Origin of the sequence: Luteibacter yeojuensis (assembly GCF_011742875.1) — a bacterium.
GTDB classification, from domain to species: Bacteria; Pseudomonadota; Gammaproteobacteria; order Xanthomonadales; family Rhodanobacteraceae; genus Luteibacter; species Luteibacter yeojuensis.
On record NZ_JAAQTL010000001.1, the window covers coordinates 1116736 to 1141843 of the forward strand.

30 protein-coding genes are annotated in these 25108 nt (G+C 65.9%); 16 read left to right on the forward strand and 14 right to left on the reverse strand.

The window, feature by feature from the left end; genetic code table 11:
- Positions 1-3: 3 nt before the first annotated feature.
- Positions 4-612, reverse strand: a complete 609-nt coding sequence (locus HBF32_RS04875) for an NUDIX hydrolase (RefSeq protein WP_166698542.1) — start codon at positions 610-612, stop codon at positions 4-6.
- 149 nt (positions 613-761) lie between these two features.
- Here HBF32_RS04875 and HBF32_RS04880 point away from each other — a divergent pair, with 149 nt between their 5' ends.
- The 3 genes from HBF32_RS04880 to HBF32_RS04890 all read left to right on the forward strand — a co-directional run bounded on the left by HBF32_RS04880 (position 762) and on the right by HBF32_RS04890 (position 4961).
- On the forward strand, positions 762-1727 hold the full coding sequence (locus HBF32_RS04880) for a transporter (protein ID WP_166698544.1): 966 nt from the start codon (positions 762-764) through the stop codon (positions 1725-1727).
- Positions 1728-1942: 215 nt separating this feature from the next.
- On the forward strand, positions 1943-3433 hold the full coding sequence (locus HBF32_RS04885) for an amino acid permease (protein WP_166698545.1): 1491 nt from the start codon (positions 1943-1945) through the stop codon (positions 3431-3433).
- 88 nt (positions 3434-3521) lie between these two features.
- On the forward strand, positions 3522-4961 hold the full coding sequence (locus HBF32_RS04890) for an amino acid permease (RefSeq protein WP_166698547.1): 1440 nt from the start codon (positions 3522-3524) through the stop codon (positions 4959-4961).
- A 252-nt stretch (positions 4962-5213) separates the two neighbouring features.
- Here the strand turns inward: HBF32_RS04890 and HBF32_RS04895 are convergent, their stop codons facing one another.
- On the reverse strand, positions 5214-5546 hold the full coding sequence (locus tag HBF32_RS04895) for a high-potential iron-sulfur protein (RefSeq protein WP_166698549.1): 333 nt from the start codon (positions 5544-5546) through the stop codon (positions 5214-5216).
- A gap of 132 nt (positions 5547-5678) precedes the next feature.
- On the opposite strand from HBF32_RS04895, the gene HBF32_RS04900 reads away from it, so the two are divergent.
- From HBF32_RS04900 to HBF32_RS04915, 4 genes are read left to right on the forward strand one after another with little or no spacing between them, the layout of a single operon-like run.
- Positions 5679-6323 carry a methylthioribulose 1-phosphate dehydratase gene (locus tag HBF32_RS04900; protein ID WP_166698551.1) on the forward strand — a complete coding sequence of 215 codons (645 nt, stop codon included), beginning with the start codon at positions 5679-5681 and terminating at the stop codon, positions 6321-6323.
- Complete coding sequence (locus HBF32_RS04905; protein WP_166698553.1) at positions 6320-6889, forward strand: 1,2-dihydroxy-3-keto-5-methylthiopentene dioxygenase; 570 nt, start codon at positions 6320-6322, stop codon at positions 6887-6889. Before HBF32_RS04900 ends, HBF32_RS04905 begins: the two co-directional genes overlap by 4 nt.
- A 54-nt stretch (positions 6890-6943) precedes the next feature.
- Positions 6944-7627, forward strand: coding sequence for an acireductone synthase (mtnC, locus tag HBF32_RS04910; protein ID WP_166698555.1), 684 nt, complete (start codon positions 6944-6946; stop codon positions 7625-7627).
- On the forward strand, positions 7611-8633 hold the full coding sequence (locus HBF32_RS04915; protein WP_166698556.1) for a C13 family peptidase: 1023 nt from the start codon (positions 7611-7613) through the stop codon (positions 8631-8633). Before mtnC ends, HBF32_RS04915 begins: the two co-directional genes overlap by 17 nt.
- 118 nt (positions 8634-8751) lie before the next feature.
- On the opposite strand, the gene HBF32_RS04920 is transcribed toward HBF32_RS04915, so the two are convergent.
- The 3 genes from HBF32_RS04920 to HBF32_RS04930 are packed head-to-tail and all read right to left on the reverse strand — an operon-like array spanning position 8752 to position 11726.
- Positions 8752-9555: an amidohydrolase gene (locus HBF32_RS04920; RefSeq protein ID WP_166698558.1), complete on the reverse strand. Its 804-nt coding sequence runs from the start codon at positions 9553-9555 to the stop codon at positions 8752-8754.
- A complete protein-coding gene (locus HBF32_RS04925) occupies positions 9543-10688 on the reverse strand; it encodes a pyridoxal phosphate-dependent aminotransferase (RefSeq protein ID WP_166698560.1) in 1146 nt (381 codons plus the stop codon). Before HBF32_RS04925 ends, HBF32_RS04920 begins: the two co-directional genes overlap by 13 nt.
- Before the next feature lie 9 nt (positions 10689-10697).
- Positions 10698-11726, reverse strand: coding sequence for a LysR substrate-binding domain-containing protein (locus HBF32_RS04930; RefSeq protein WP_193570327.1), 1029 nt, complete (start codon positions 11724-11726; stop codon positions 10698-10700).
- A 123-nt stretch (positions 11727-11849) separates the two neighbouring features.
- Here HBF32_RS04930 and HBF32_RS04935 point away from each other — a divergent pair, with 123 nt between their 5' ends.
- Complete coding sequence (locus tag HBF32_RS04935; RefSeq protein ID WP_166698562.1) at positions 11850-12434, forward strand: FMN-dependent NADH-azoreductase; 585 nt, start codon at positions 11850-11852, stop codon at positions 12432-12434.
- A 45-nt stretch (positions 12435-12479) separates the two neighbouring features.
- Here the strand turns inward: HBF32_RS04935 and HBF32_RS04940 are convergent, their stop codons facing one another.
- The 6 genes from HBF32_RS04940 to HBF32_RS04970 all read right to left on the reverse strand — a co-directional run bounded on the left by HBF32_RS04940 (position 12480) and on the right by HBF32_RS04970 (position 17318).
- Positions 12480-12629 (reverse strand): hypothetical protein, encoded by a 150-nt coding sequence (locus tag HBF32_RS04940; RefSeq protein WP_166698564.1) that lies wholly within the window; start codon positions 12627-12629, stop codon positions 12480-12482.
- A gap of 18 nt (positions 12630-12647) precedes the next feature.
- The gene (locus tag HBF32_RS04945; protein WP_166697606.1) at positions 12648-12806 is read right to left on the reverse strand and encodes a hypothetical protein; all 159 of its coding nucleotides are present in this window, start codon (positions 12804-12806) and stop codon (positions 12648-12650) included.
- A gap of 47 nt (positions 12807-12853) precedes the next feature.
- Positions 12854-13759, reverse strand: coding sequence for a ribonuclease H-like domain-containing protein (locus HBF32_RS04950; RefSeq protein ID WP_425482170.1), 906 nt, complete (start codon positions 13757-13759; stop codon positions 12854-12856).
- On the reverse strand, positions 13756-16173 hold the full coding sequence (locus tag HBF32_RS04955) for a DEAD/DEAH box helicase (protein WP_166698566.1): 2418 nt from the start codon (positions 16171-16173) through the stop codon (positions 13756-13758). The genes HBF32_RS04950 and HBF32_RS04955 overlap by 4 nt, the downstream gene beginning before the upstream one ends.
- Positions 16174-16241: 68 nt before the next feature.
- On the reverse strand, positions 16242-16499 hold the full coding sequence (locus HBF32_RS04960; RefSeq protein ID WP_166698568.1) for a hypothetical protein: 258 nt from the start codon (positions 16497-16499) through the stop codon (positions 16242-16244).
- A gap of 411 nt (positions 16500-16910) precedes the next feature.
- The gene (locus HBF32_RS04970) at positions 16911-17318 is read right to left on the reverse strand and encodes a hypothetical protein (protein WP_166698571.1); all 408 of its coding nucleotides are present in this window, start codon (positions 17316-17318) and stop codon (positions 16911-16913) included.
- 112 nt (positions 17319-17430) lie between these two features.
- Here HBF32_RS04970 and HBF32_RS04975 point away from each other — a divergent pair, with 112 nt between their 5' ends.
- A complete protein-coding gene (locus HBF32_RS04975; RefSeq protein ID WP_166698573.1) occupies positions 17431-17820 on the forward strand; it encodes a response regulator in 390 nt (129 codons plus the stop codon).
- Positions 17821-17920: 100 nt separating this feature from the next.
- Here the strand turns inward: HBF32_RS04975 and HBF32_RS04980 are convergent, their stop codons facing one another.
- Both HBF32_RS04980 and HBF32_RS04985 read right to left on the reverse strand, forming a co-directional pair.
- The gene (locus HBF32_RS04980) at positions 17921-18265 is read right to left on the reverse strand and encodes a hypothetical protein (RefSeq protein WP_166698575.1); all 345 of its coding nucleotides are present in this window, start codon (positions 18263-18265) and stop codon (positions 17921-17923) included.
- A gap of 55 nt (positions 18266-18320) precedes the next feature.
- Positions 18321-19043 (reverse strand): murein L,D-transpeptidase catalytic domain family protein, encoded by a 723-nt coding sequence (locus HBF32_RS04985; RefSeq protein WP_205287702.1) that lies wholly within the window; start codon positions 19041-19043, stop codon positions 18321-18323.
- Positions 19044-19175: 132 nt separating this feature from the next.
- Here HBF32_RS04985 and HBF32_RS04990 point away from each other — a divergent pair, with 132 nt between their 5' ends.
- The 5 genes from HBF32_RS04990 to HBF32_RS05010 all read left to right on the forward strand — a co-directional run bounded on the left by HBF32_RS04990 (position 19176) and on the right by HBF32_RS05010 (position 23208).
- Positions 19176-20879 (forward strand): L,D-transpeptidase family protein, encoded by a 1704-nt coding sequence (locus HBF32_RS04990; protein ID WP_166698577.1) that lies wholly within the window; start codon positions 19176-19178, stop codon positions 20877-20879.
- A gap of 166 nt (positions 20880-21045) precedes the next feature.
- The gene (locus tag HBF32_RS04995; RefSeq protein ID WP_166698579.1) at positions 21046-21567 is read left to right on the forward strand and encodes a hypothetical protein; all 522 of its coding nucleotides are present in this window, start codon (positions 21046-21048) and stop codon (positions 21565-21567) included.
- A gap of 122 nt (positions 21568-21689) precedes the next feature.
- Positions 21690-21983, forward strand: coding sequence for a hypothetical protein (locus HBF32_RS05000; RefSeq protein ID WP_166698581.1), 294 nt, complete (start codon positions 21690-21692; stop codon positions 21981-21983).
- On the forward strand, positions 21980-22756 hold the full coding sequence (locus tag HBF32_RS05005; protein ID WP_166698583.1) for a hypothetical protein: 777 nt from the start codon (positions 21980-21982) through the stop codon (positions 22754-22756). Before HBF32_RS05000 ends, HBF32_RS05005 begins: the two co-directional genes overlap by 4 nt.
- A gap of 14 nt (positions 22757-22770) precedes the next feature.
- Positions 22771-23208, forward strand: a complete 438-nt coding sequence (locus HBF32_RS05010; RefSeq protein ID WP_166698585.1) for a hypothetical protein — start codon at positions 22771-22773, stop codon at positions 23206-23208.
- Positions 23209-23212: 4 nt separating this feature from the next.
- Here the strand turns inward: HBF32_RS05010 and HBF32_RS05015 are convergent, their stop codons facing one another.
- The gene (locus tag HBF32_RS05015) at positions 23213-23530 is read right to left on the reverse strand and encodes a DUF421 domain-containing protein (protein WP_166698587.1); all 318 of its coding nucleotides are present in this window, start codon (positions 23528-23530) and stop codon (positions 23213-23215) included.
- A 118-nt stretch (positions 23531-23648) separates the two neighbouring features.
- Between HBF32_RS05015 and HBF32_RS05020 the strand changes: the two genes are divergently transcribed.
- Positions 23649-24389: a 2OG-Fe dioxygenase family protein gene (locus HBF32_RS05020; protein WP_205287703.1), complete on the forward strand. Its 741-nt coding sequence runs from the start codon at positions 23649-23651 to the stop codon at positions 24387-24389.
- 102 nt (positions 24390-24491) lie between these two features.
- Entirely contained in the window at positions 24492-25010 is a 519-nt protein-coding gene (locus HBF32_RS05025; protein WP_166698591.1) for a hypothetical protein, read from the forward strand.
- Positions 25011-25108 lie beyond the last annotated feature (98 nt).

Genomic DNA, 25108 nt, shown 5'->3' on the forward strand with positions numbered 1-25108 from the left:
CCGCTATAGCGGCGAGACAGCCGGCGTTACGCCATCGTCGCTTCGTTGGCTTCTCGCCGCTACAGCGGCTCCTGCGGACAGCCATTTCGATGCCATGCGGCGGAGTGAACCGTCCAGCGTCGGGTCGGCAGCGATATCCGCCACCGGGCGCCAGGCCAGTTCCAGCGATTCCTCGTTCACGACGAACGCCTCGCCGCCGCGGGCGATCACGGCGTAACGCACGTCGTAATGCCAGTGCTCGGGCTCGTGCCCGCGCGCCGGGATGACGTGCCGGTCCACGTCGAAGATGTCCGGCAGCACGTCGAGTCCGCGCAAGCCGGTTTCCTCTTCGGCCTCGCGCAGCGCCACGCCCGGCAGGTCCGGCTCGCCGTCCGCGTGCCCGCCAGGCTGGAGCCAGCGCTCCAGCTTGCGATGGAGCATCAGCAGCGCGCGTTCGCCGTCCGCGCTGACCAGCCAGGCGGACGCGGTGAAGTGCCCCTCCCGTGTTTCACGGTGGAACGGTTTCTCCTGCTCGCGCGCCCAGGAAGCGAAGCGATCGACATCGCCTTCGTCCGGCCAGCATGCGGCATAGCGGCCCAGGGCCTCGAGAAAGTGCTGTCTGATGGCATCCATCGAGAATGTACCTACGAAAGAGCGCGACATTCTCACACGGATTTTTCGGATTAGTCCGATGTTCCCGGCGGGCTCGGCCTGCCTAGGATGTCAACGGGCGCATGACGTGCTCCCTCCGCAACGCCCGCTGTCCACGCAAGGAATCGCGCATGTCGCAAAACTTCAAGTCCGCAGCCATCCTCGCGATGGTCTGCACCGCTCCGGCCACCGCATGGGCCGCTTCGCCACCTGGCGTTGCCAACTTCACCGGCCCGCTGGTCACGCCCGCGGTCAACACCATGCCGGCCGGCATGCTCAATGTCGAACCCTACCTGATCCATACCAATACCCGCGGTTATTACGACAACAGCGGCGATCGCAGGGAAAGCAAACCCACGGTACGCCAGTGGCAGATCGCCCTTCCGGTGGCCTACGCGCTCACCGATACCCACACGGTGCAGGTCATCCTCAACGCCGCGCGAACCTCGCTCGACGGCCAGCACAGCGATGGCTTGCGCATGGGCGATACCACCGTCCGCTTCCAGCAGCGCCTACGCGCACCGAACGCCGACGGCACCGGTCTCGTGCTCGCCCTTGCCGCGGCACAACGCCTGCCCACGGGGCGTTACCACCAACTCGATACCAATCCGCTCAACGGCACCGGCAACGGTGCCATGCGCACCACGCTGTCGCTGGGCGGGCAGCAGCTCTACTGGCTGGACGACGGCCACGCCATCCGCTGGCGCAGCCAGATCGCGTGGAGCCCCTCGCCCGGGCGCATCCGCGTGCGCGACAGCAGCGTGTACGGCACCGATGCGGGCTTCCGCGGTCACGCCCGCCTCGGACAGGCCTGGAACGCGACCGTCGCGGCCGAATACGTGCTCAACCCGCGCTGGGTCCTCGTCGGCGAGGCGATCTGGAACCGGGCCAGCGCCGTCCACGTCGCGGGTGGCGACGCCGGCGGCTCGCGCATCGCGCGCCGCATCGCGCCGAGCCAGGAGTTCAGTCTCGCCCCCGCCGTGGAATACAACATCACCCCGGGCACCGGCCTCATCGCGGGCGTGCAGTTCACCGTGGCCGGTCGGAACACGGCCGACTACGTGGCGCCCCAGGTGGCGCTCAACATGGTCTTCTGAGCACCACCGCGCGCCATGCACAACCGCCGCAAGTCATGGTCGACATCCTCGCCCGTCGCGTGCAATGCCTTGGCAGGCCTCGCAATGCAGCTTGTACGGCCAAGGCCCCCTGGGCTATGGTGCCGTGCCAGCGCTTCCGGGCAGCGGCGTGTCCACCGTGGCTCACGCGGCGGTCCCAAAAATAAAAGGCTACATTCCGGCAGTAGGGGATATACATGTTGAAACACCTGTTCGCGACGCATCCCATCGAGGCCGCGCCGCACGTCGACGCTGGCGAACACATCGAGACGGGGACGCACGGAGGCAGCGAACTCAAGCGCGTCCTCACGGCCAAGCACCTTGTCCTGCTCGGTGTCGGCGCCGTCATCGGTGCCGGTATCTTCGTCATCACCGGTCAGGCCGCCGCGCTGCATGCGGGTCCCGCGCTGGTCATCAGCTTCCTCATCGCCGGTTTCGCCTGCGCCCTCGCCGGCTTGTGCTACGCCGAATTCGCGGCGATGCTCCCGGTGTCCGGCAGTGCCTATTCGTATTCTTATGCGACCCTCGGCGAATACGTCGCCTGGTTCGTCGGCTGGAACCTCGTTCTCGAGTACCTCTTCGCCGCCGCCACCGTCGCCGCCGGCTGGTCGGGCTACTTCAACGAACTGCTCGGCATGCTCGGCCAGATGACCGGCACGAACATGGCCCTGCCGCTCTGGCTCTCTTCGGCGCCGTTCCAGTTCGTCGAAGGCCATATCCAGGCCACCGGCACGCTGATCAACCTGCCCGCCGTGGTCATCATCGCGGCGCTGTCGGGTCTTTGCTACGTCGGCATCACCCAGTCGGCGTTCGTCAATTCGATCATCGTGGCCATCAAGGTCACCGTGATCCTCCTGTTCCTGGCCTTCGCCATCCAGGTCATCAATCCATCCAACTGGCACCCGTTCATTCCGGAGACGGAAGGCCCGGGCACCTTCGGCTGGAGCGGCATCTTCCGTGCCGCGACGATCGTCTTCTTCTCCTATGTGGGCTTCGACGCCGTATCCACCGCGGCCGGCGAGGCGAAGAACCCGCAGCGCGACATGCCGATCGGCATCCTCGGTTCGCTCGCGATCTGCACCGTGCTGTACATCGCCGTCGCACTCGTGCTTACCGGCATCGCACCGTTCCGCATGCTCAACACGCCGGAGCCGGTCGCCACGGCGCTGGGCCTGTATCCGCACCTGTCCTGGCTGAAGGCGATCGTCGTGCTCGGCGCCATCACCGGCCTGTCCTCGGTCATCCTCGTGATGCTCATGGGCCTGCCGCGCATCTTCTTCTCGATGGCGAAGGACGGCCTGCTGCCGCAGACCATGGCCAAGGTGCACCCGAAGTTCCGCACCCCGTACATCGGCACGATCATCGTCGGGGTCGCCGCTGCCGCCATGGCCGGCCTGTTCCCGGTGAGCGTGCTCGGCGAGCTGGTGTCGATGGGTACCCTGCTCGCCTTCGCCACCGTGTGCGTGGGCGTGCTGATCCTTCGTTACACCCGCCCGGACCTGAAGCGCAGCTTCCGCGTGCCGTTCGTGTGGCCCATCTGCATCGCCGGCGCGCTCGCCTGCGTCTACCTCTTCTGGCAGGCGTTCGAGGAGCACTGGCGCCTGATGGTCGGCTGGATCGTCATCGGCCAGGCCATCTACTTCGGCTACGGCTACGCGCACAGCAAGTTGCGCAAGTCACTCGGCTGATCGAAACCATCCAGACGAAGGGCCGGCGGTCGTCCGCCGGCCTTTCCGTTTGCAGTTATCCTTCCCGTACACCACCTCCAGGCTGTCCATGCTCCAGCAGTTACTCGCCAAGAAAGCACCCCAGGCCGAACCCGACGACGCGCACGGCCCGGCCCTGCGGCGCACCCTCGGGCCATGGGGGCTCACGGCGCTGGGCATCGGCGCGGTCATCGGCGGCGGCATCTTCGTCATCACCGGCGTGGCGGCGGCGGAGCACGCCGGCCCGGCCATCATCCTGTCCTTCATCCTCGCGGCGATCTGCAGCACGTTCACGGCGCTCTGCTATGCCGAGTTCGCCTCGATGATTCCCGTGTCGGGAAGCGCCTATTCCTACGCATACGCCACGCTGGGCGAAGGCGCCGCCTGGTTCATCGGCTGGAACCTCATCCTCGAGTACGGCGTCTCAGCCTCCGCCGTGGCGGTGAGCTGGACGGGCTACTTCGTCAGCCTTCTCGACCATGTCGGCATCCACATCCCGCCCGCGCTCACGAATGCGCCCGTGGACTGGGTGGACGGCCACATGGTCCTCACCGGCGCATTGTTCAACCTTCCGGCCGTCGGCATCACGCTGGCCCTCACCTGGGTCTGCTACGTGGGCATCAAGGAGTCAACCGGCATCAACATGGCGATGGTGCTGCTGAAGACGGCGCTCATCATCCTCGTGATCGTGGTCGGCGCGAGCCACATCGACACGGCGAACTGGCATCCGTTCATCCCCGCCAACGAAGGCGGCGACAGGTACGGCTGGAACGGCATCCTTCGCGGTGCGTCCATGGTGTTCTTCGCCTATATCGGCTTCGAGGCCACCTCCACGGCGGCGCAGGAGTCGAAGAACCCGCAGCGCGACATGCCTATCGGCACGCTCGCGTCGCTCGGTATCTGCACCGTGCTGTACATCGCCATGGCGGCCGTGCTGACGGGCCTCGTTCCGTTCAGTGAACTGGGCACGTCGGAACCCGTCGTCACGGCGATCCGCCAGCATCCGGAACTGGGCTGGCTGCGCGGCGTGGTGGAAATCGGCGCGCTGATCGGCCTGTCGTCGGTGGTGCTGGTGATGATCATCGCCCAGCCGCGCATCTTCATGATCATGGGCCGGGACGGCCTGATGCCGAAGGTGTTCACCACCATCCATCCGAAATACCGCACACCGCACATCAACACGGTCATCACCGGCCTCGGCATCGCCCTGCTCGCCGCCGTGTTTCCGCTCAACGTGCTCGGCGACCTCACGTCGATGGGCACGCTCGTCGCCTTCAGCGCGGTATGCGCGGGCGTGATGATCCTGCGCAAGACGGCACCCGACCTTCCGCGCACGTTCCGTGTGCCTTTCGCGTCGGTCACCTGCGTGCTCGGCATCCTCAGCTGTATCGGCCTGCTGTGGTCGATGGGCGTGCGCAACTGGGTGCTGATGGGCGTCTGGACCGCGCTGGGCGTGATCATGTACCTCGCGTACGGGTACCGGAACAGCAAGCTGAAGCGCCGGGGCTGACCGTTCGCGGGGTTTCCGCCCAAAGCTCGAGTCGAATCGAGCTTTGGCGCCTAACTGACTGACTCTGAACGGAAACAATCTCGGGACCGAGCGTCATTTAACTGCCATTGGCCGGTCGCCATCGGAGGGGAGTATGATCCCGAGTCCGAGGGTTAATCACTTGGCAGTGGGCCCCGGATTGCCGCCCGGCGCGTCAGGCGGGTCAGCTCCTCGGCCTGGCGCGCCTGGGCTGCATTTTATGCAGCCCACCCTTCAGATCATGACGGCGTGGGACGCGCACCAGCCCTTCGACGCCACGACCTTGCCCGGGAACAGCTGGCAGGGTCCCCAGGCCGCCCCGGCCTTCCCCTGGTAGAAATTGCAGTTCATGCAGGCATCGTTCGGGGCCTTTTTCCCCATCGCCTTGCTGCCGTCCTCGGTGTATTTAAGGGCCGCGGCGGTGGGATCCGAGGGGGAGAGGTGAGGCAGGTCCGCTGCCTGGGCCATCCGCGGCAGCGTGCCGAGGATCGTGGCCGCAGCCACCCCGCCGGCGGCTACCTTGAGAAAACGGCGGCGCCCCTCATCGTTCTGATCGTGTTGCGACATCGCATGACCTCCGTCAGTGGTTACCGTCCGGAATCGTACCTCCATCGACGAAAGGCGAGTGGTTCGCATTTAACGAAAGGGCTCGTGCTGGCCCATGCTATAGTCGAATCCTGTTTGGACGTCCAAATCCCCATGTCGAAGACTCCTCCGCCCGTCGTGGCCACCCTGCTGGCCGAACGCGCCGATACCCTTGCCGATGCCGCCCGCGAACTGGCGGCGTTCGGGTGGACGCCCGCCACGAGCAGCAACTTTTCGATGAGGATCGACGACGATCTCGCCGCGATCACGATTTCCGGGCGCGACAAGGGCCGCCTCGGCCGCGACGACATCATGCTGATCGACATGCACGGCAAGGCCGTGGGGTCGGATCACCGGCCCTCCGCCGAAACCGGCCTGCATACCCAGGTCTACCGCCGTTTCCCCGAGGCCAACGTGGTGCTGCACACCCATTCGCGCACGCAGAGCGTCGCGTCGCGGCTGTTCGCGTCCGAAGGCCGCGTGCGTCTCGAGGGCTGGGAGCTGCAGAAGGCCATCGCCGGCTACACCACGCACGAAAGCGTGCTCGACATTCCCGTCTTCCCCAACACCCAGCAGATGCCCGAGCTCGAGGCCCGGGTGGATGCGTGGATCGATTCCGGCAAGCCGCTTTACGCCTACCTGATCGACGGCCACGGCATCTACACGTGGGGCCGCGACATGGCCGAAACGCGCCGCCACCTGGAGGCGCTGGAATTCCTGCTGGGTTGCGAACTCGACCTGAGGAGGCTTGCCCCATGAGCCGTCTGCGCATCTACGACGATACCCGAAGCGACACCCCAACCGAGGTCTTGGAAGACCATGCCGCCATCGCCACCGCCCTGAACGCCGTGGGCGTACGGTTCGAGCAGTGGGAAGCGGACCAGCCGATCGCGCCGGGCGCAAGCCAGGACGAGGTCATCGCCGCCTACCGTTCCGATATCGACCGGCTGATGCGCGAGAACGGCTACCAGGCCGTCGACGTCATCAGTCTCAAGCCCGACCATCCGGACCGTGCGGCATTCCGCCAGAAGTTCCTGAACGAGCACACGCATAGCGAGGACGAAGTCCGCTTCTTCGTTGCCGGCGCCGGCCAGTTCACCCTGCACATCGATGGCAAGGTGTACGAGGTGCTGTGCGAGAAGGGCGACCTGATCGGCGTACCCGACGGCACCCCGCACTGGTTCGACATGAGCGAATCGCCCTACTTCGTGGCCATCCGCCTGTTCACCAACGTGGAAGGCTGGGTCGCGACGTTCACGGGCGAGGACATCGCCGAGCGTTTCCCGCGCATGAGCCCGCACGCGTCGGCGTCCTCGGTTTCGTAAGCGCCGCCCGTCGTTTATCCTGCGGGGCCAGTCCGCCCCGCAGGCCTCCCCGCCATGTCCGACATCCGCGCCATCCTCACCGATATCGAGGGCACCACGAGCTCGATCGACTTCGTGAAGGACGTGCTCTTTCCCTACGCCCGACAGCATCTGCCCGCGTTCGTGGAAACGCGCGGCGAGGAAGCCGAGGTACGGCATTGGCTGCAGGAAGCCGCCGCGGAAGCCGGCATCGTCGAGGCCAGCCGTACCGAAATCGTCGACATGCTGATCCGCTGGATCGACGAGGATCGCAAGTCCACGGCACTCAAGGCGCTGCAAGGCATGATCTGGCGCGAGGGTTACGAATCGAAGGCGTACGTGTCGCACATGTACCCGGAAGTGGCCGGCCGCCTGCAGGCCTGGCACGCACGGGGGCTCAAGCTCTATGTCTATTCGTCCGGCTCCGTACCGGCACAGAAGCTGCTCTTCGGTCATAGCGAAAGCGGCGACCTCACCCCGCTCTTCTCGGGCTATTTCGACACGCAGACCGGTCACAAGCGCGAGGTCGAGTCCTACCGGCGCATCGCCGGGGAGATCGGCCTTCCGCCGGCGCAGATCCTGTTCCTGTCGGACATCCGGGAAGAACTCGATGCCGCCCGCGCCGCGGGCATGCGCACCACTCAGCTCATCCGCCCGCCGCAGCGCCTGAGCGACAACGGTCATCCTGCCGTGGCCGATTTCGATGCCGTCGCGGCCTGACGCCCGCCCTCGCACGGCCATCCCGATCCTGGCGGCCTTCGCCGCCGGGGTCCTGCTCACCCTCGTCGCGCTCCACTACGGCCATACCTCCGCGAGGATCGTCCCCGCGCCGTCCCTGTCCACCGTCGCACCGGCATCGAGCAGCGCACTCGCGGCGGCCGCCGAAGGCAGCGCCGACGAGGACATCGCGGATGCCTGGCCCGAGGACGCCCCAACGCCCGAGCAGGTGTTCACGGCGCAACCGGAAGCGATGCAACGGGCCCTCGGTGCGCTCGCCCCGCGCACCCCGGGCAAGACGAACATCTACGCCATCGCGTTCGGCGGCGACGGTGCCGAAGACGTCTTCCGTAACGAGGCGGAGTATGTGGACACGCTGATGACGACGCGCTTCGGCAGCCCGGGCCATACGCTCGTCCTCGAGAACAACCCGGCGACGCTCGCGAAGCGGCCGCTGGCGAGCTGGACGAACCTGGAAGCGGCGCTGGACGGCATCGCACGCGTGATGGACCCAAGTCAGGACGTGCTCCTGCTCTACCTCGCGACGCATGGCGGGAACGATCATTCGCTGCTGGTCGACATGGACCCGATTCCCCTCGACCAGCTGGACCCCGACGGCCTCGCCGACATCCTGGCGAAGCGTCCGTTTCGCTGGAAGGTGGTGGTGGTGAACGCCTGTTACTCCGGTGGGTACGTACCGAAGCTGCGCGGCCAGGGCACGCTGGTCCTGGCTTCGGCCCGCACGGACCGCACGTCGTTCGGTTGCGGCGCGGATTCCGACATCACGTACTTCGGCCGGGCGTGGCTGGCCGACGGGCTGAACGCCACGCCCGATTTCATCGAGGCGTTCGGCAAGGCCCGAACGGCGATCGACGGGTGGGAGAAACGCGACGCGTTGCTCCCTTCGGAGCCGCAGATCGATATCGGTGCCGGGATCCAGGACAAGCTGGAGGCGTGGCGCAAGGAAGCCAGCATCGGGCCGGCCGCGCCATTCAGGGCGCCTGACTGACGCAAAGCGCACTCGCGCGCGGCGTGGAAACCTCGCGGCGACGCGGGTGATTGCTCTCGCCGCTATAGCGGCTCCTGCACCGGCCCGACCTTGCTATCGCCGCCCGGGATCGAGGCAGTCAACCGCCCATATCCAGCGAAAAGCGATCGGCGTCCATCCAGGCCGGGAAACGCTCGCGATGAGCCTTCAGCGGGGCCGGGTCGAGCACCATGGTGACCACCTGCTCCTGCGAGCCCAGTTCCACCAGTGCCTCGCCTACCGGATCGATCACGGCGCTGTCGCCCGCGTATGGCAGGTCGTTGCCGTCCATGCCCACCCGGTTCACGCCGATCACGTAGGCCAGGTTCTCGATGGCCCGCGCGCGCAGCAGCGTGCGCCACGGTTGCCGGCGCGGGGCCGGCCAGTTGGCCACGAACAGGGCCAGGTCGTAATCCATGCCGCCCGTGGCGTCCTCGCGGCGGCCGTTGCGCAGCCACACGGGAAAACGCAGGTCGTAGCAGACCTGCGGCAGGATGCGCCAGCCTTTCAGTTCCACGACGAGGCGCTCGCTGCCGCCGCCGTAGCGCGTATGCTCACCGGCCATGCGGAACAGGTGGCGCTTGTCGTACCAGGCCATGCCGCCATCGGGCGAGGCCCAGATGAGCCGGTTGTAGACGGTGTCGCCCTCGCGGATCACGAGGCTGCCGGTGAGCGTCGCATTCACCTCGCCGGCGAGCGCCCGCATCCACGCGACACTCGGCCCCTCCATCGCCTCGGCGTTCGCCAGCGTGTCGTTGGTGAAGCCGGACAGGAAGGTTTCCGGCAGCACGACCAGGTCGCTCGGCGCGGCCTCGCGCACGAGGCGGCCGTAGTACTCGCGATTGCCGGGGGCATCGTGCCAACGGGTGGCGCCCTGGACGAGGGTGACGGTCAGAGTTTGCACAGGAGCTCCGCGGCGGCTTCCATGGTGGCGTCGTTCTTGGCGAAGCACAGGCGCACGAGACGCGTATCCGGCGCGGTTTCGTAGAACGGGCTGAGCGGAATGGCCGCGACACCGCCTTCGCGGACCAGCCACTCGCTGAAATTGATGTCGTCGACGTCTCGAACGGCGCTGTAATCCACGAGCTGGAAATACCCGCCCGGCACGTCGAGCAGCGTCAGGCGCGAAGGCGCGAGCAGCGCGCGAAAGCGGTCGCGCTTGGCCTGGTAGAAGGCCGGCAGTTCGAGGTAATGCTCCGGCGAGGAATCCAGGAACTCGGCGAACGCCCACTGCGCCGGACTGAACGTGCAGAACGTAAGGTATTGATGCACCTTGCGGAACTCGGCGGTAAGCGCCTTGGGCGCCACCGCGTAACCGACCTTCCAGCCGGTGCAGTGGTAGGTCTTGCCGAACGACGACACCACGATGCTCCGCGCGGCCAGTTCCTCATGGCGCAGCACGCTCTGGTGTTCCCGGCCGTCGAACACGATGTGCTCGTAGACCTCGTCGGACAGCACCACAATGGACGTATTGCGAACGATGGCGGCCAGTTCGTCGAGGTCGGCACGGGAAAGCACGGCACCGGACGGATTATGCGGCGAATTGACGAGGATCATCCGCGTGCGGGGGGTGATCGCCTCGCGTACGCGTTGCCAGTCGATGGCGAACGCCGGCAGCGTCAGCGGCAAATGGACGGCCGTGGCGCCCTGCAGTTCTATCGCCGGTTCGTAACTGTCGTAGCACGGATCGAAGACGATCACTTCGTCGCCTGCCCGCACCACGGCGGCAATGGCCGAGAACAGGGCCTCGGTGGCGCCGGAGGTGACGGTGACCTCCGTGTCCGGACTCACCCGGTGGCCGTAGAGGCGCTCGGTCTTGATGGCGATCTGCTCGCGCAGCTTCGGAATGCCGATGCCGGGCGCGTACTGGTTCTTGCCTTCCGCCATGGCGCGCGAGACGGCGTCGCGCAACGCTTCCGGCGGTTCGAAATCGGGAAAGCCCTGGCCCAGGTTCACCGCCTTGTGCTCCAGCGCCAGCTGGCTCATGACGCTGAAGATGGTGGTGCCCACCTTGGGAAGCTTGGTTTCGACCTGCATCGATCGCCCTTATTCGTTTGGACGGCCAAATGCCGTCGGATTCTCCGATCCTACCATGCGCGAGAGGCGGATCGATGCGGCCAGGTCCGGGTTCGCCGCGACCTTCTCGCAATCCTTGTGGAACTCGGCCTGGGCCTTGGCGAGACGATCTGCCAGGAAATCCACGAAGCTGCGCACGGCCGGCAGCAACCCGCGACGGCTGGGGTAGACGAAGTGCAGCGTGCCTTGCGCGGTGCTGTACTCGGGCATCACCCATTCCAGTTCGCCGCTCGCGATCAGCGGACCGCAATAATCTTCGGGCAGCAAGGCCACGCCGCAACGTTGCACGGCCGCGGCGATCAGCATGGTGAAGTCGCCGCTCACCAGGCGGGGCGTCACTTCCACCGCGGATTTCTTGCCGCTGCGGTCGACCAGTTCCCAGACCTGGGCGCCTTCGTGCTCGAACATCGACAGCGCCGGGAGCTTCGCCAGGTCCTCCAGCGTTTCCGGCCTGCCGTTCGAATCCAGGAACTTCGGGCTGGCCACCAGCAGGCTGCGCGCATAGCCGATGCTGCGCAGGACCAGCGTGGCATCCGTGTCCAGTTTCTCGCGAACGCGGATCGCCACGTCGTAGCCCTCGCCGATGAGGTCCACGCGGCGGTTGGTGGCCGTCACGCGCACCTGCACCTTCGGATGCTCCAGCAAGAAGGCAGGAAGCATCGGACCCAGCACGTTCTGCGCGATGGAGACCGGGCAGCTCATCCGGATCACGCCGCGCGGCTCGGTCCGCAGTTCGTCCACGGCGTCCTGCGCCGCCCGCGCCTCTTCCAGCACGGCCCGGCAATGCTGGTAGAAGCGCTCGCCGATCTCGGTGACCACGAAGCGCCGAGTGGTGCGCTGGAGCAGGCGCACGCCGAGACGGTCTTCCAGCTGGGCGATGCGCTTGCTCAGGCGCGATTTGGGGATGCCCAGGGCACGGCCGGCGGCGGAAAAGCCGCCGTGCTCCACCACCGAGGCGAAGAAATAGAGATCGTTGAGGTCCTGGAGCGCGCCGTCCATCGGGGGTATCCGTCGTTTCGTCTACGAAACAATGAGTCTACTCCAAGCCGACTAATCAAGGGATTGTCTGCGGCGTATCGTCTTCCCATCCCGCCGCGGCGGTCAACCTACGAGGGAAACCCCATGAAACTCCTGCATGTCGATGCCAGCGCCCTGGGCGCCCACTCCGTGTCGCGCGGCCTGACGACTGCCGTCGTGGCGGAGTTCGTTCGCAACCACCCCGGTCTCGAAGTCACCTACCGCGACCTCCACGCGGCGCCCCTCGCTCCCTGGGCCCTCCCAGCCGGCGACGAGGATCCGAACGCCATCGAAGGCACCAAGGTCCTGGAAGAGTTCCTGGCGGCCGACGTCGTGGTGGTGGGCGCCCCGATGTACAACTTTGGCATCTCCAGCACGCTGAAAGCCTGGATCGACCGCATCGCGGTGGCCGGTAAGACGTTCCGCTATACCTCCGCGGGCCCCGAAGGCCTCGCCGGCGGCAAGCGGGTGATCGTCGCGTCCTCGCGCGGCGGTATCTACTCCGCCGGCAGCCCGGCGGCGGCCATGGACTTCCAGGAGCCCTACCTGCGCGCGATGTTCAATTTCTTCGGCATCACGGACATCGAATTCGTGCGCGCCGAGGGCGTGGCGATGGGCGATGACCATAAGCAGAACGCCATCGGCGGCGCCATCGCCGGGATCGGCAGCCTGCTGCGCAAGGCGGCCTGAAGCAAGGACGCGCCCGATGTGGGAAGCACGCTTCCCACTCGGAGCTCAAGGGGAGTTTTGCTTCCCCGGTTTTTCCGTCGGCATGTTCTGGTGTTCCTGCGGATGTCCTTCGCCGGGAAGCTTGGGTTTGCCGTGCGAGGGTTTCGGATTCTCTTCCCGGTAGCCTGGGGTCGGCTGCTTGTCGTCGTTCGTCACGGGGTCACCTCCGTCCGGTCAGGTGCGCTGCTGGCAGGCAGCATGGCCGCATTCGCACGCACCGCCCACGTTCTGGCTCTCCGACGCCATGCGGCAGCTTTCGCTGCAGAAGTCCCGCGATATGGGAATCTGGCAGTTGCAGCCGGCATGGTCGCAGGGTTTTGTCGCTTCGTTCATGCTTTCGCTCCGCGTCATGACACCGGGGAGCCTGCGCGGAGCGGCGTCTATTTTTCGTTACCGGCCGGCGAAGCATGGCGAACGTCCGATGCGGCCCAGCCGTGCGCGTGGACAAGGAGGCCGCTCAGGCTGCGTACGTCCTGCAGGTTGTGTTCCGCGACACGGGCGAGGTTCGCCGACGAACCGCCGCGCAGATAGGTGAGCCACGCACGCGGTGCTTCCGAACCGGGAAGGTCGTCCTCGCGCACGACGCGCAGCAGCTGGCGTTCGGCCGTCTGCATGCGGCAGTTCTCCCACACGCCGCGATAGCGGCGGCGCATCGGATGCAACAGGTCGACGTGGCGCAGTCCTTTCAACGGGTTCTCGAGCCGTGCAAGGCGATAGCGCGTGGCCAGCAGAGGCGCGTCGTAGGATTTTCCGTTGTAACTGACCAGCACGGTGTCCGTGCCGATCCAGCCGGTGAACGCGCGCAGCATCGCGGACTCGGCGGCCATTGCGGTGATGTAGAGCTGGCGGACGCGCAAAGCGCCCTCGTACCAGTCGGCCGCGCCGATCATGAAGGCACGCGTACCGGTGCCGCCGGCGAGACCCGTCGTTTCCGTGTCGAAGTGCAGCAGGTGCTCGCGACGCGCCGTGGTCAGCCTGGCGAAGGCGAGGTCGAGTTCGGCCGGCGGCTCGCCCCAGGCGAAGCGGTGTTCGATGTAGCGGAGTCCAGGCGCGATTTCCTCGCCGGGGACCTCACGGGTGTGGGGACGCTGGAGCGAGCGTGGTTGCGCGATGCGTTCGCGGACGCCGGCCATGCGGCGGAGAGTGGCCAGGCCAGGTTTGTCGCGAGCCCCCGTCGGCACCGACACCGGTCCCCTTGCCGGGGTTTCGTCCGGCGTCGATGTCCGTGGAGCGGGAACGCCGGCCTGCCGGCGCAGGGCAGCGAGTCTCGAAGCCAGATCGCTCACATCGCCGCACCCAGCAGGCGCAAGACGCGGGTCGCCAGCGCGCGCGGCGTCTCCTCGCGCCCCTCGTCGGCGGCCAGGACAGGGCCCACGCAAGCGGGACAGCCCGCCTTGCAGGCACACCCCTCCACCGTCGCCAACGCATGAACGAGCAGTTCCGGCGCGCGCTGGAACAGCGGCTCGCTCAAACCCACGCCGCCGGGGAAGTTGTCGTAGAGGTAGACCGTGGGCAGGAAGCGTTCGAGCGCGTCCGGCGATGCCAGGCCGCCGTCTGGTGCGCGCAGTTGCCCCCGCCCTGACGTATCCACTTGCGCCGACCAGCCGCCATCGCCCGAACCGACCGCTTTCTGCAGGTCGCGCGGCTCGGCCATCACCGCGACCACCGCCGCCGTATGCAGCGCGTAAGCGGCCCCGAGGAAGCCGTCCAGCGCGTGCTGGCGCGAGAGGAATGCCTCGTCGAGCACGGTCTGCGGCAATTGCCACCACACGGCCGTGGTGTGCAGTTCCTGGTCGGGCAGGTTCACCGGCCCGTACCCGATGTTCTCGTGGGTGTAGTAGCGGATCTTCTTGTAGCCGGACACGCGGCGGACCACATGCACCTCGCCATGCCGCGCGCTGCCTTCGCCCGCCTTCGCGCCGTCGAAGCATTCCAGCTCCTTGAGCTTGGTGTAGTCGATGGCGTCGGTGTAGTAGTCGACGCGCGTGCGCGTGCAATAGGCCTTGCGCCCGTCCCAGTCGAGTTTCTCCACCTGGTATGGCACCGATTGGATCATGTGGATCGCGCCCTCGTAGAGCGTGAGCGCCGCGGCGGAGTAATCCACTTCCGCGATGATCGTCTGCCGCCCCTCCGTCCGATCCACTACCACGAAATTGCCGTCGGCCACCGAGCGCAGGCTCACCGCGTTGGCCGGATAGCTGTCCGCGATCCACTCCCAACGGTCGCCCTCGCGATGCAGAACCTCGGATTCCGCCAGCACCTGGAGGTAGTCGCCCGCGTCGTCCGGACCGAAGCGATCGCCCGCCAGGAACGGGAGTTCGAACGCGGCGCAGCGGATGTGATCGAGCAGGATCAGCGGTTGGTCCGGCTGGATGCGCGCGTGCTCGGGGCTGGCTTCCGTGAGGAAAGCCGGGTGCCGCATCAGGTACTGGTCGAGCGGCGCGCTGCTCGCGACCAGCACGCCCAGCGAGGGCTGCTGCCGGCGCCCTGCCCGCCCGAAGCGCTGCCACGTGGCCGCGATGGAGCCCGGATACCCATTGAGCACCACCGCGTCGAGACTGCCGATGTCCACACCCAGTTCGAGCGCGGAGGTGGAAACGATGCCGTCCACGTCACCGGCGCGCATCGCACGCTCTACCTCGCGGCGCTCGGTGGGAAGATAGCCGCCGCGATAGGCCCGGATACGCGCGGGCTTGCGCGTGTCGTGATCGAACACATCCTTCAGGTACTTCGTGAGCACCTCGACCATCAGGCGCGACTGTGCGAACACCAGCGTCTTCATCTTCGCCTTGATCGCGACGCGCGCGATCAGGCTGGTCTGCGAGCGTGCCGAAGCACGCAGGCCGAGATCCGGGTTGATCACGGGCGGATTCCAGAGCAGCACGTGCTTGTCGCCGGTCGGTGCGCCGCTGCGGCTCACCGTGAAGACGTCGTCCTCGATCAGCGCTTCGGCGTGCTCCGTCGCGTTGCCTATCGTGGCCGAACAGAGCACGAACTGCGGACGCACCCCGTAGAAGGCACAGATCCGTTTCAGCCGGCGCAGCACGTTGGCGAGGTGGGAGCCGAACACGCCGCGATAGGTGTGGATCTCGTCGATCACCACGTAGCGCAGGTTCTCGAAGAACTGCGCCCATTTCGTGTGGTGCGGCAGGATCGCCTGGTGCAGCATGTCCGGATTGCTGACCACCACGTCGCCGTGCAGCCGGATGGCCTGGCGCGCGTCGCCCGGCGTATCGCCGTCGAACGTGAAGGCCTTCACGCCCAGGTCGCCCGCGCGGTTGATGTCCAGCAGTTCGGCCACCTGGTCCTGGGCCAGGGCCTTGGTCGGAAACAGGTAGAGCGCCTTGGCGCCGGCCTCGATCGCGGAGGACAAGACCGGCATCGTGTAACACAGCGTCTTGCCGGAAGCGGTGGGGGTGGCGACGAGCACGTTGCGGCCCGCGCGTGCCGCCTGCCACGCTTCCTGCTGGTGGCTGTAGAGGCGGTCGATGCCGCGTGCGGCAAGCGCGTGCGACAGGCTCGCCGGCATGTCGTCCGGCAGCGGCGCGTAGGCGCCTTCGCGGCCGAATACCGTGAAGGCCGAGCAGACCCGGTCGCCGTACTTGTCGGTCAGCCGGCGTGCCAGTGTCTGCCCATCCTGGCCTGGCTGGAGGACGGCATCGGCCTCGTCGGCGCTCAGGGCTTTCAGGTAGGCGGCCATGGACTTCGTCGGGCGGCGGAGGGACGCCCGTTATCCCTTCCGGCCGTCTCAGATCCTGCGACGGCGGCCTAGTTCACCTCGCTGCCGGTGCCCTCGTCGGCATCGGCGCCATCGATATCGGCGAGCCGCCACACGCCGGATTCGTCCTCGACCTTGATCTCCGCCGGCTGCCCTTGCTGGTTCCGCATGGCCGCGGTAAGCGCCAGCGCGTGCCGGATGGCCTCGTCGCGGGTGGGAAACTGGCCCACGAGTTCGGCATTGCGCCGCAGGGTCCATTGGCCGCGTGACGAGGCATTGAACGGTACGTAGAGAATCATGCGCTGCAAGGAAGACGCTCCATCGGGAAGGCCCCCTTGGCCCTCGTGCGGATGAAGCTAGGTGCGGCGCCGTCGCGGGCGCGTTATGGCGAAGTCGGCGGCATGGTCACGTCAGCTCGAATACGTACGACGCGTCTCGGCCAGCCAGTCGGCGTGGCGCGCCCCTTTCTCCATGGCGGCATCCACCGCCGCCCGCTCGTCCGGAAACTCGTCGAGGAGCGTGATCATCACGAAATTCCGCGGCCCTGCGTGACCTACGGGCTCGACGATATAGGCCGCTTTCCAGACACCCGCGGGGGTCTTCAGGGTCCGCGCTTCCACCGAATAACGACCAACGGTACGTCGATGCATACAGCCCCCCTGTATGGCCTGGTGGCGACGGTCGATTCTTGCGCCGACGCCGTGCGGATGACAAGGGCTTCAGGCTTTCGGCGTCCCGGCAGCCGCGAGGCCGGAACCGCTGGCGGGAATCGAGAAGTCCTTCGTCTCGCCCTGCCCCACGGTGGCATCCACGTCGACGCGATCGGCACTGCACGCCCCGTGCGGCATCATCCCCAGCTTGCGCGCGCCGGAGGGCACGCGGAGGACGAGCTGCTCGCCGATCTCCATGTCCGCGACGACCTTGTCGTCCACGTAGATGGCACTGGAGCAGCCCGCGCCCCACAGACCCTGCTCGCGTACGATGTTCAACGTGGCATCGCCTGCGCTGGGGTCCTGATACTCGAATACGGTACTGGACGGGACATCGTGGATACCCACGTGTCGTTCGTTCTGGGTGGCGCAGCCGGCGAGCAGGACAAGGCCGGCGGCAAGGGCGAGATGGCGCATGGGCGGTTCCTCCAGGGTCGGGCAAGGATTCGGGTCGCCATGTCGACGACGGGTGAACGGCCGTCGACTATCGCCCACCCAAGTTGCCACAAGGGAGATTAAACTGCCCCGCATGACTGTCAAACCCTTCCCCCCGCCTACCGCTCTGGTCTTCGACCGTGCCCACATGGTTGCCGAGACCATCGCCATGGTGCTCGACGACGCGGGTTACCGGGCCCATGCCGCAGTCACTTATCGCGACGCCAAGCGCGCCTTTCACGACTTGCCGGAATTGGCCCTGCTGGTCATCCACGCCGATACCCCGGGGGAACGGCGGGGAAGCGCGCTCCTGCAGGCCGCACTCCGGGAACGCCCCGCCACGGCGATGGTGGTGGTGTCCAGCCGCTTGCCGGAGGACCTGGAGCCTTTCCCGCTGTCGGCGGTATTCCTGGAGAAGCCCTTCGACAGGGCCCAGTTGCTCGACGCGGTGGAGCGGGCACGCGCATCGCGGCCGCGTGCCTGAGGGAAGGCGACGCGAAAGGCCGGGAAAAAACGTATGGCGGCGCCGTCATCCCCGCCTGGGCGGCGGGAAGGACAGCTGACAGCCGTGAAGATCGCCGCGATCAGAGGCAGGAAATGGCTTCGTCGCGGAAGCGGCCGTCGTAATCGGGGTTGTCCTTGCCGCGCTTCTGGATCTCATACATGACGACCTGCGCGCCGGGGCCATTGGCCGTGACGTCCAGGCGCTCGTGCTTGCCGCCGTCGTTCGCGGTCACGCGGCCCTTTTCGTCCTTGGCGTCACCCTTGGCATTTTTGGCCAGGGCCTGCCACTTCGGCTCCACACACTGCACGTAGGCCGTCACGCTCTTGCCCGTCTTGCTGCTGAGCTTGGGCAGAGTGTCGGTCATGCCGCTGGTGGCGCAGCCGGAGAGGACGGTGCAGGCGGCGATCGCAAGAACGTGTTTCATGCTGGATTCCACGGTGAGGTTCCGGGAATTCTAACGCGACGAAGCGCTTATGCGATCAGCTCCCGGCGCGGGCCGCGACGCTGGCCTCGGCCTGGGCCAGCTGGCCGTCGGTGCACTTGAGGTAGTGCGACGATGCGAGCCAGTGCTTGTCCGGGTAATACGAGAAGACCATCTGCCCGCCCTTCAGCGCATCGATCAGCTTGCGCGCGATGGCCGTGCGGACGGCCGGGCAACCCCAGCTGCGGCCGATGCGTCCGGCGACCTTCGCCATGGCGGCGTTCACATAGGCGGCGCCATGGATCACGATGGCGCGGGCCATGGCCTGGTCGTTGACACCCGGTTCCAGGCCGTTCATGCGTAGGGAATAGCCGTTCTTTCCGGTATACGTATCCGACGTGCGGAAGAGTCCGAGGCTGGATGCGAGGCTGTTCGGTGCATTGGAAAATTGCGTGGCGTTCGCGTCGCCGCTGTTCTTCCCGTGGGCCACCAGCTCCTGGAAGAGCAGCTTGCGGTTCACGGTGTCGAATACCCACAGACGCGGCTCCGACGACGGTTTCGAATAATCGATCACGGCGAGGCGGTCGGCCGGCTGGCCACTCCGGGTCTGCGCGCATTCGGCCGCTTTCACCGCCAATCCGATGACCTGGGGATCCGCCGAGGGCGCCAGGCGAGCCAGGGCTTCGCCGAGAGAGTCGCCGGCATGGGCAGGAAGGGAAAGGAAAAGCAGTGCGCCAAGGAAAGGCGCGGACGCCATGAGCGTCCGAAGCGATCGAATCATGCGGCCAACCGGTCGGGTACCAGCGATCATCCTAACGTGCTGGTCATTTATTAACCACAGGATCGTCACGTCTACGCCATTCAGATAGGTGAAAACAGGACGGATCGATAGGCGGAAACTATGGAAAAGACGATGCGTGGCCTCGCCATCCTGACATTGGCGGTGGCGCTGCCGGGGGTCGCCACGGCGCAGAACCTGTCGCCGGCCGCGTCCGCGGCGGCGCCGCCTCCCATCGTGGCCCCCTCGTCGGCAGCCAGCGCGCCGGCCCCGCTGCCGACCGACGATCCACTGGCCCAGGCCATCTATGCGCGGCTGCGGCAGATGGCGCCACTGGACGGCGGCCCGCTTTCCCGCCGGGAGGCGGCCCTGGGCCAGGCACTCGCGAATTTCTATATGCAGCGTCAGTACGCCGCCGCGTGGTCCGACGAGACCAATGTCCGGCAATTGCTGGCTGGGCTGGCTTCGGTGGAGGCCGATGGACTCCTCCCCGAGGACTACCGCTATTCCGAACTGAGGACGATGGCGGAAGCGTTGAAGGATCCGGATCTCTCCCCGGCCGCACGAGCCGAATTCGAGATCTCGGCCACGGGCGCGTACATCACGGCGCTGGTTCACCTGGCTCGCGGGAAGGTCGATCCCAACCGCCTCGACCCTACGTGGAACTTCGACCCGGCGGCGATCGATCCGCAGCAAGGCATGTCCATGCTGGAAACCTCCATCGAGGAGCGCACCGTCGATCAGGCATTCGCCATGGCGCGTCCGCAGAACCCCCTCTACGCCAAGCTTCGCGATGCACTGGCCCGGCTTCGCGCCACGGCGGCCGGCGGCGGCTGGCCGATCGTGCCTGGCGGCCCCGCGTTGACGCCGGGCATGAAGGATCCGCGGGTCGTGGCCTTGCGCGCCCGCCTGGTGGCTGGCGGCTACCTCGACCCGACACTCGCGCAGGGAGAGCAGTTCGACGATCCATTGAAGGATGCCGTCCGGCGCTTCCAGACGGATCAATACCTCGACGCCGACGGCAGCGTCGGCGCGGAGACGCTGGCAGCGCTGAACGTGCCGATCGCGTCGCGGATCGGCCAGGTCCGGGCCAACCTGGAGCGGGCACGCTGGCTGCTGCATTCGCTGCCGGGCACATTCGTCGTGGTCGACGTGGCCGGCTACAAGATCAGTTACTACCGTGACGGCCAGCCCGTGTGGAAGTCGCGCGTGCAGGTGGGCAAACCCTATCGCAGCACGCCGATCTTCCGGTCGCAGATCACCTATGTCACCTTCAACCCCACCTGGACGATTCCGCCGACGATCCTGAAGAACGACGTCCTGCCGAAGATCCGCAGAAACCCCTCCTACCTGGCGAACAACCGCATCCGCGTGCTGGATCGAAGCGGCAAGGTCGTTCCCGCGTCGAGCGTGGACTGGGCGCATCCGCGCGGCATCACGCTGCGCCAGGATGCGGGTCCCGGCAACTCGCTGGGCCGCGTGACCATTCGTTTTCCCAACGCGTTCTCGGTTTATCTCCACGATACGCCGCACCAGGAGCTCTTCGAGAAGGCGCGACGCGATACCAGTTCCGGCTGCATCCGCGTCGAGCGCCCGCTCGAACTGGTGGAACTGCTGTTCGACGACGCCGGGAAATGGAACCGGCAGGCCATCGAAGACCGCATCGCCATGAAGACGACGCAGAACGTGACGCTGCCGACGGCGATACCCGTGCTGCTTGCCTACTGGACGGTCGACATCGGCGAAGACGGCAAGCTCGCCTACAAGCCCGACCTCTACCAGCGCGACGGCGCGCTGCTCACAGCCCTGGATAAGCCGCAGCCGTTGCACACCCCCTGAACCCGGGCATCCCCGCAACCTCGGGCGACCACGCACTCGATCGATCTCGTCCGGCAGGAAGGCCAGACGATCCCTACTCCTTTACCAACGACGGCCATGCACTATGCCGTCGCTCCGGCCTGGGTTTGCTCATGTCGACGGAGCGCACCCATCAAGGAGAGATCACATGCGTCATCTTGCAAAGCCCTCGTTCCTGTTTCTCGCCCTCGCGGCCACGTCTTCCCATGCTTCGGTCGGGAACGTGGAACTACCGGGAGCCCAGCGCCTGGACCGGCTGATCGCCACGCTCGCACTGCACGAACAGCCCCTGCAGTCCGTGACGATCGAGGTAACGAACAACAGCGGCGAGGTCGTCGACCTGACCCAGGCGAAAACATGGGTGGACGAAACCCAGGAAGCGACGGATGCCACCTCGATCGCGAGCACGTCCGTACCGGTGCAACTTCAAGACGGCGAAGTCGCACGCTTCAAGCTGCCGCTCAATGCCTCGGCGGCCGCGATGGCCGCGATGCGGTATGGCACCCAGACCAAAGGCTGCCAGTTCGCGACCCAGGCCATCAACCTGAAGGATCGGGCCCTGACGCCGAACAGCTCCGCGACTTCCTCAGGCGGCGCGACCTGTGGCGCCACGGTGGCATCGGTGGACGAAACCGCCCGCGAGTGGACGGTGTCGTTCCAGTTGCTCTAAGCACCGGCCACGTTCCGGCGGGAGCATCCCGCTGGAACGCTCAGGGAGACCCCATGATCCGTCCAGTTCTTCGTCCGCTCCATCCGACCGCCGCATCCGGCAGGCGCGCGCCTACCCTCCCCATGAGCCCGCGCTTCGGCAAGACCGCCATCCGGCCGCCCTACCGCCATCCGTTCCTGAAGTCCGCCAAGGAGACCGCCGCGACGCGCAGGCAAGACATGCGCCTCGCGGAGGTGATGAAACGACTTTGCGTCACGCTGAAAAAGGCACTGACCCCTGCCATCAACGGGAACCTGTATCAGCGCGAAAAAGATATCGCCAAGGTGCTCGACCGCATCCGCTTGCACAACCTCGACGTCGACAAGCCGAAGCCCCAGGTCGCCACACCATACAAGCCATTCAGGAGTCAGGCATGACGACGGTGTCCTCGACCTCGACGCCATACGCCCAGGTCATGCCGGCCCCAAAATCGGCATCGACCTGCTCGGCCGACGTAGCCGCAAAAGTTTCACAGGAGCCTGTTTCTACGGGTGAGGAATATTCCAAAATATCGACATGGAGCAAGGCGCTTTCGACGGCATTTGCACGCGCCGACGAACGCGACAGAAAATCGACCCGTACAGAGTTGAGAACACTCATCGAGCGTATCGATCATAGAGTGTTCGAAGGCAATTGGAGCAACGATTGGGAAGGCCTGGCTGCCGAACTTCCCAAACCCGCAGATGACGAACGCATTGAACTATCTCGAAACGTTACGGCATTCATGGCTCGCTTCAATGCTGTCTCGGGACTTGGCAACTCGATCCGGAACGAAAACCCCTATTTCGGGCTAGAGCGGGATGCACTTCTCGTCATCCAGTACGACGAGAGCGGAGCTTTCACGACCAATGAGCGGCGTGCCGCACTTATTGAGTCAAATCGTCAGTATGCCGAGTGGGCGGAAGAGATATGTAAGCGGCTTGCACGTGCAAGGGCTGACCGGGAATCCCTGTTACCGATATACGGCGACCTGTTGAATTACTACGAAGTTCTTCCATCGATCGAAATGGCTTCCCTTCCCGACAACTACATGGAACGCCTCCGTAGCCTGATCGGCAAGATGGAAATATCTGATTATTCTACCGACAACGTACAGCGGACCATGCCTTTGCTCCTGCAATGGCTCAACAAGCCCGAAGGAGTTTCTTGACTCGGAGGTCAATCATGCGTTTCTTCACAATTGCATCAATTAGCCTTTCCGTTCTGGCTTCGTCCACGGCATACGCACAAGCGACAGCCACAATAAAGGTCGTGAACCTCAGCAAAGAAGCGATCCTTCTGCAACCGATTTCGAAGAACGACAGAGCTACGCTACTGAACGCCTACCCCCAACCGCTGAAGCGAATCGAAAGTGGGCAGACTTCGACTTTTTTGGTATCTGCTTTTCAGCCAATCGCGAGCTTCGCTTCGGTTCACTATGGGACACGAGGGAAATCCTGCTCCTTCTTGACCAGCTATTTCGATACCCGCCAATGGCCCGGTGCCTACGTGCCACGCTGGAACCATTCGGCAAAATCCTCGGGCGGCGCGCGCTGTTCCAGCCGTCTCGTGTCGACGGATACACAGACACGAGACTGGACCGCGGAATTCATATTCCGCTGAGGCTTTAATAGCCGCGCCATGAGGGATCAAGTCTCGGGCCAGATGGGTCATTCGGCGTGTGAAGCCTGTGCTCCATCTCCACCTTGGTCGTAAGAATGGCCGCCACACCGATAAAAGCGCCGAGGTAAGTGTGATCGTCGCCAATGATGGCAGTACGTAAGGTGCCCCCGGCAAGGACGAGCACCAGCACGTCGAAAGCGGACATTTCTCCGAAGCTCCGCTTGCCGGCCAGCCGCATGAGGACAAGCAGGCCCAGGTAGGTCAGTACGCCACGGACGGCAAAATGCCACCAGGGTTCGGTCAAAGCAAACCATTCGTTCATTGCCAGCCTCCCGAAAGAACGCTTAACGCCTTCGCTCGTGCTTCATGGGCCGCGAAACACGCTTCGCATGGTGCGGCCGCTCCGGCATCCGCGGAGTGAACGGTCGTATACTTCGCGAATGAACGCCCCCCAGGAAGCGACCGAGACCTCCCTCCACGACCAGGTGCGCGACGAGGGTTTCGCCTTCGTGCACGGACCCGACATGCGGGCATTGGTGGAGCACCTCGCCCCGTTGACCGACTGGAACGCCTTCGCCGCCAGCTGGGATGCCCTGGAACCGGATACGTACCTCGCCGCGACCGGCCGCTTCCGCCGCAGGCGCCACGCGACCTTCGCGGCCTCGCGTTTCGGCCATGTCGAGCCGCGTCCTCGCCAGGCCCACTTCCAGACGCTCGCCTACAACGCCTTGCAGGGCGACATCGAGCGCTGGTTCGAACCCGTCCTCCCGGAAATCGCCAACGGCAGCACGATGGGCGCCATCCTCGATTTCTGCCGCGACTTCTTCGGCGGGCTGTCGCCGGAGGTCCCGCACTGGCACGTCGAGGTCCACCAGTTCCGCATCGAAGCCACCGCCGGCGCGGCGGGCGAGCCGACGCCGGAAGGCAGCCACCGCGACGGCGTCGACTATGTGCTGGTGCTCCTGGTCGACCGCGAAAACATCGCCAGCGGCACCACTACCATCCACGCACCGGATGGCCGGGCACTCGGCGAGTTCACGCTGGCCCAACCCTTCGACGCGGCGTTGATCCACGATCCGCGCGTCTTCCACGGCGTGACGCCGGTGACCCCGCTCGATCCGACGAAAGCATCGCACCGCGACGTGCTGGTAGTGACCTTCCGCGCCGCCGAAGCTGGCTGATTCCGAAACGGCAGACGGTGCCGTCGCACCGCCTGCACCACCGATTCACGGCTGTCCCTGCGTACTGCACCCATCGCATCGACGCCGACCATCGGGACCGCCATGAAAGCTTCCGTCTACTGCATCACCCGCACCGTGGAACAGGCCGAGCACATCGTGCTCGAACTGAAGCAGGGAGGTTTCACCAGCGACGACATCTCGGCCCTGTTGCCCGACCGTCGCGGCTCCCGCGATTTCGCGCACGAGCACCACACGAAGGCGCCGGAGGGCGCGACCACGGGGGGCGTCGTGGGACTCGGCCTCGGCGCCGGGCTAGGCTGGCTCGCCGGCATCGGAGCCCTCGCCATCCCGGGTATCGGCCCCTTCATCGCCGCGGGCCCCATCATGGCGGCCCTGGGCGGTGCGGCGGTCGGTACCGCCACCGGTGGCATCCTCGGTGCCCTGGTGGGTATGGGTATTCCGGAATTCGAGGCCAAACGCTACGACGCGAAGGTCCGCGAGGGCAGCATCCTCATTTCGGTGCATACCGAAAGCGGGAGCCAACGCGACGCGGCCCGGGACATCTTCCGCCGCAACAACGCCGACGACATCGCCACCGGCGCCGAGGCCAGCGTCCCCTGATATCCACAGGCATTGTGGAAAGTGCTTGGACAACCATGTGGATAAGTCCAGCTATCGCAGAAAAGTCAAAGACTTGCGTTGCATTGGTTACGCAATGC

Bases quoted from the DNA above. Each gene is read 5' to 3' on its own strand.
- HBF32_RS04875 (WP_166698542.1), bottom strand. From the start codon at position 612: ATGGATGCCATCAGACAGCACTTTCTCGAGGCCCTGGGCCGCTATGCC.
- HBF32_RS04905 (WP_166698553.1), top strand. From the start codon at position 6,320: ATGAGCCGTCTGCGCATCTACGACGATACCCGAAGCGACACCCCAACC.
- HBF32_RS04930 (WP_193570327.1), bottom strand. From the start codon at position 11,726: ATGGACGGCGCGCTCCAGGACCTCAACGATCTCTATTTCTTCGCCTCG.
- HBF32_RS04915 (WP_166698556.1), top strand. From the start codon at position 7,611: ATGCCGTCGCGGCCTGACGCCCGCCCTCGCACGGCCATCCCGATCCTG.
- HBF32_RS04975 (WP_166698573.1), top strand. From the start codon at position 17,431: ATGACTGTCAAACCCTTCCCCCCGCCTACCGCTCTGGTCTTCGACCGT.
- HBF32_RS04945 (WP_166697606.1), bottom strand. From the start codon at position 12,806: ATGAACGAAGCGACAAAACCCTGCGACCATGCCGGCTGCAACTGCCAG.
- HBF32_RS04900 (WP_166698551.1), top strand. From the start codon at position 5,679: ATGTCGAAGACTCCTCCGCCCGTCGTGGCCACCCTGCTGGCCGAACGC.
- HBF32_RS04955 (WP_166698566.1), bottom strand. From the start codon at position 16,173: ATGGCCGCCTACCTGAAAGCCCTGAGCGCCGACGAGGCCGATGCCGTC.
- HBF32_RS05005 (WP_166698583.1), top strand. From the start codon at position 21,980: ATGACGACGGTGTCCTCGACCTCGACGCCATACGCCCAGGTCATGCCG.
- HBF32_RS04990 (WP_166698577.1), top strand. From the start codon at position 19,176: ATGCGTGGCCTCGCCATCCTGACATTGGCGGTGGCGCTGCCGGGGGTC.
- HBF32_RS04880 (WP_166698544.1), top strand. From the start codon at position 762: ATGTCGCAAAACTTCAAGTCCGCAGCCATCCTCGCGATGGTCTGCACC.
- HBF32_RS05015 (WP_166698587.1), bottom strand. From the start codon at position 23,530: ATGAACGAATGGTTTGCTTTGACCGAACCCTGGTGGCATTTTGCCGTC.
- HBF32_RS04885 (WP_166698545.1), top strand. From the start codon at position 1,943: ATGTTGAAACACCTGTTCGCGACGCATCCCATCGAGGCCGCGCCGCAC.
- HBF32_RS04890 (WP_166698547.1), top strand. From the start codon at position 3,522: ATGCTCCAGCAGTTACTCGCCAAGAAAGCACCCCAGGCCGAACCCGAC.
- HBF32_RS04985 (WP_205287702.1), bottom strand. From the start codon at position 19,043: ATGATTCGATCGCTTCGGACGCTCATGGCGTCCGCGCCTTTCCTTGGC.
- HBF32_RS04980 (WP_166698575.1), bottom strand. From the start codon at position 18,265: ATGAAACACGTTCTTGCGATCGCCGCCTGCACCGTCCTCTCCGGCTGC.
- HBF32_RS05025 (WP_166698591.1), top strand. From the start codon at position 24,492: ATGAAAGCTTCCGTCTACTGCATCACCCGCACCGTGGAACAGGCCGAG.
- HBF32_RS04925 (WP_166698560.1), bottom strand. From the start codon at position 10,688: ATGCAGGTCGAAACCAAGCTTCCCAAGGTGGGCACCACCATCTTCAGC.
- HBF32_RS05010 (WP_166698585.1), top strand. From the start codon at position 22,771: ATGCGTTTCTTCACAATTGCATCAATTAGCCTTTCCGTTCTGGCTTCG.
- mtnC (WP_166698555.1), top strand. From the start codon at position 6,944: ATGTCCGACATCCGCGCCATCCTCACCGATATCGAGGGCACCACGAGC.
- HBF32_RS05000 (WP_166698581.1), top strand. From the start codon at position 21,690: ATGAGCCCGCGCTTCGGCAAGACCGCCATCCGGCCGCCCTACCGCCAT.
- HBF32_RS04995 (WP_166698579.1), top strand. From the start codon at position 21,046: ATGCGTCATCTTGCAAAGCCCTCGTTCCTGTTTCTCGCCCTCGCGGCC.
- HBF32_RS04970 (WP_166698571.1), bottom strand. From the start codon at position 17,318: ATGCGCCATCTCGCCCTTGCCGCCGGCCTTGTCCTGCTCGCCGGCTGC.
- HBF32_RS04895 (WP_166698549.1), bottom strand. From the start codon at position 5,546: ATGTCGCAACACGATCAGAACGATGAGGGGCGCCGCCGTTTTCTCAAG.
- HBF32_RS05020 (WP_205287703.1), top strand. From the start codon at position 23,649: ATGAACGCCCCCCAGGAAGCGACCGAGACCTCCCTCCACGACCAGGTG.
- HBF32_RS04935 (WP_166698562.1), top strand. From the start codon at position 11,850: ATGAAACTCCTGCATGTCGATGCCAGCGCCCTGGGCGCCCACTCCGTG.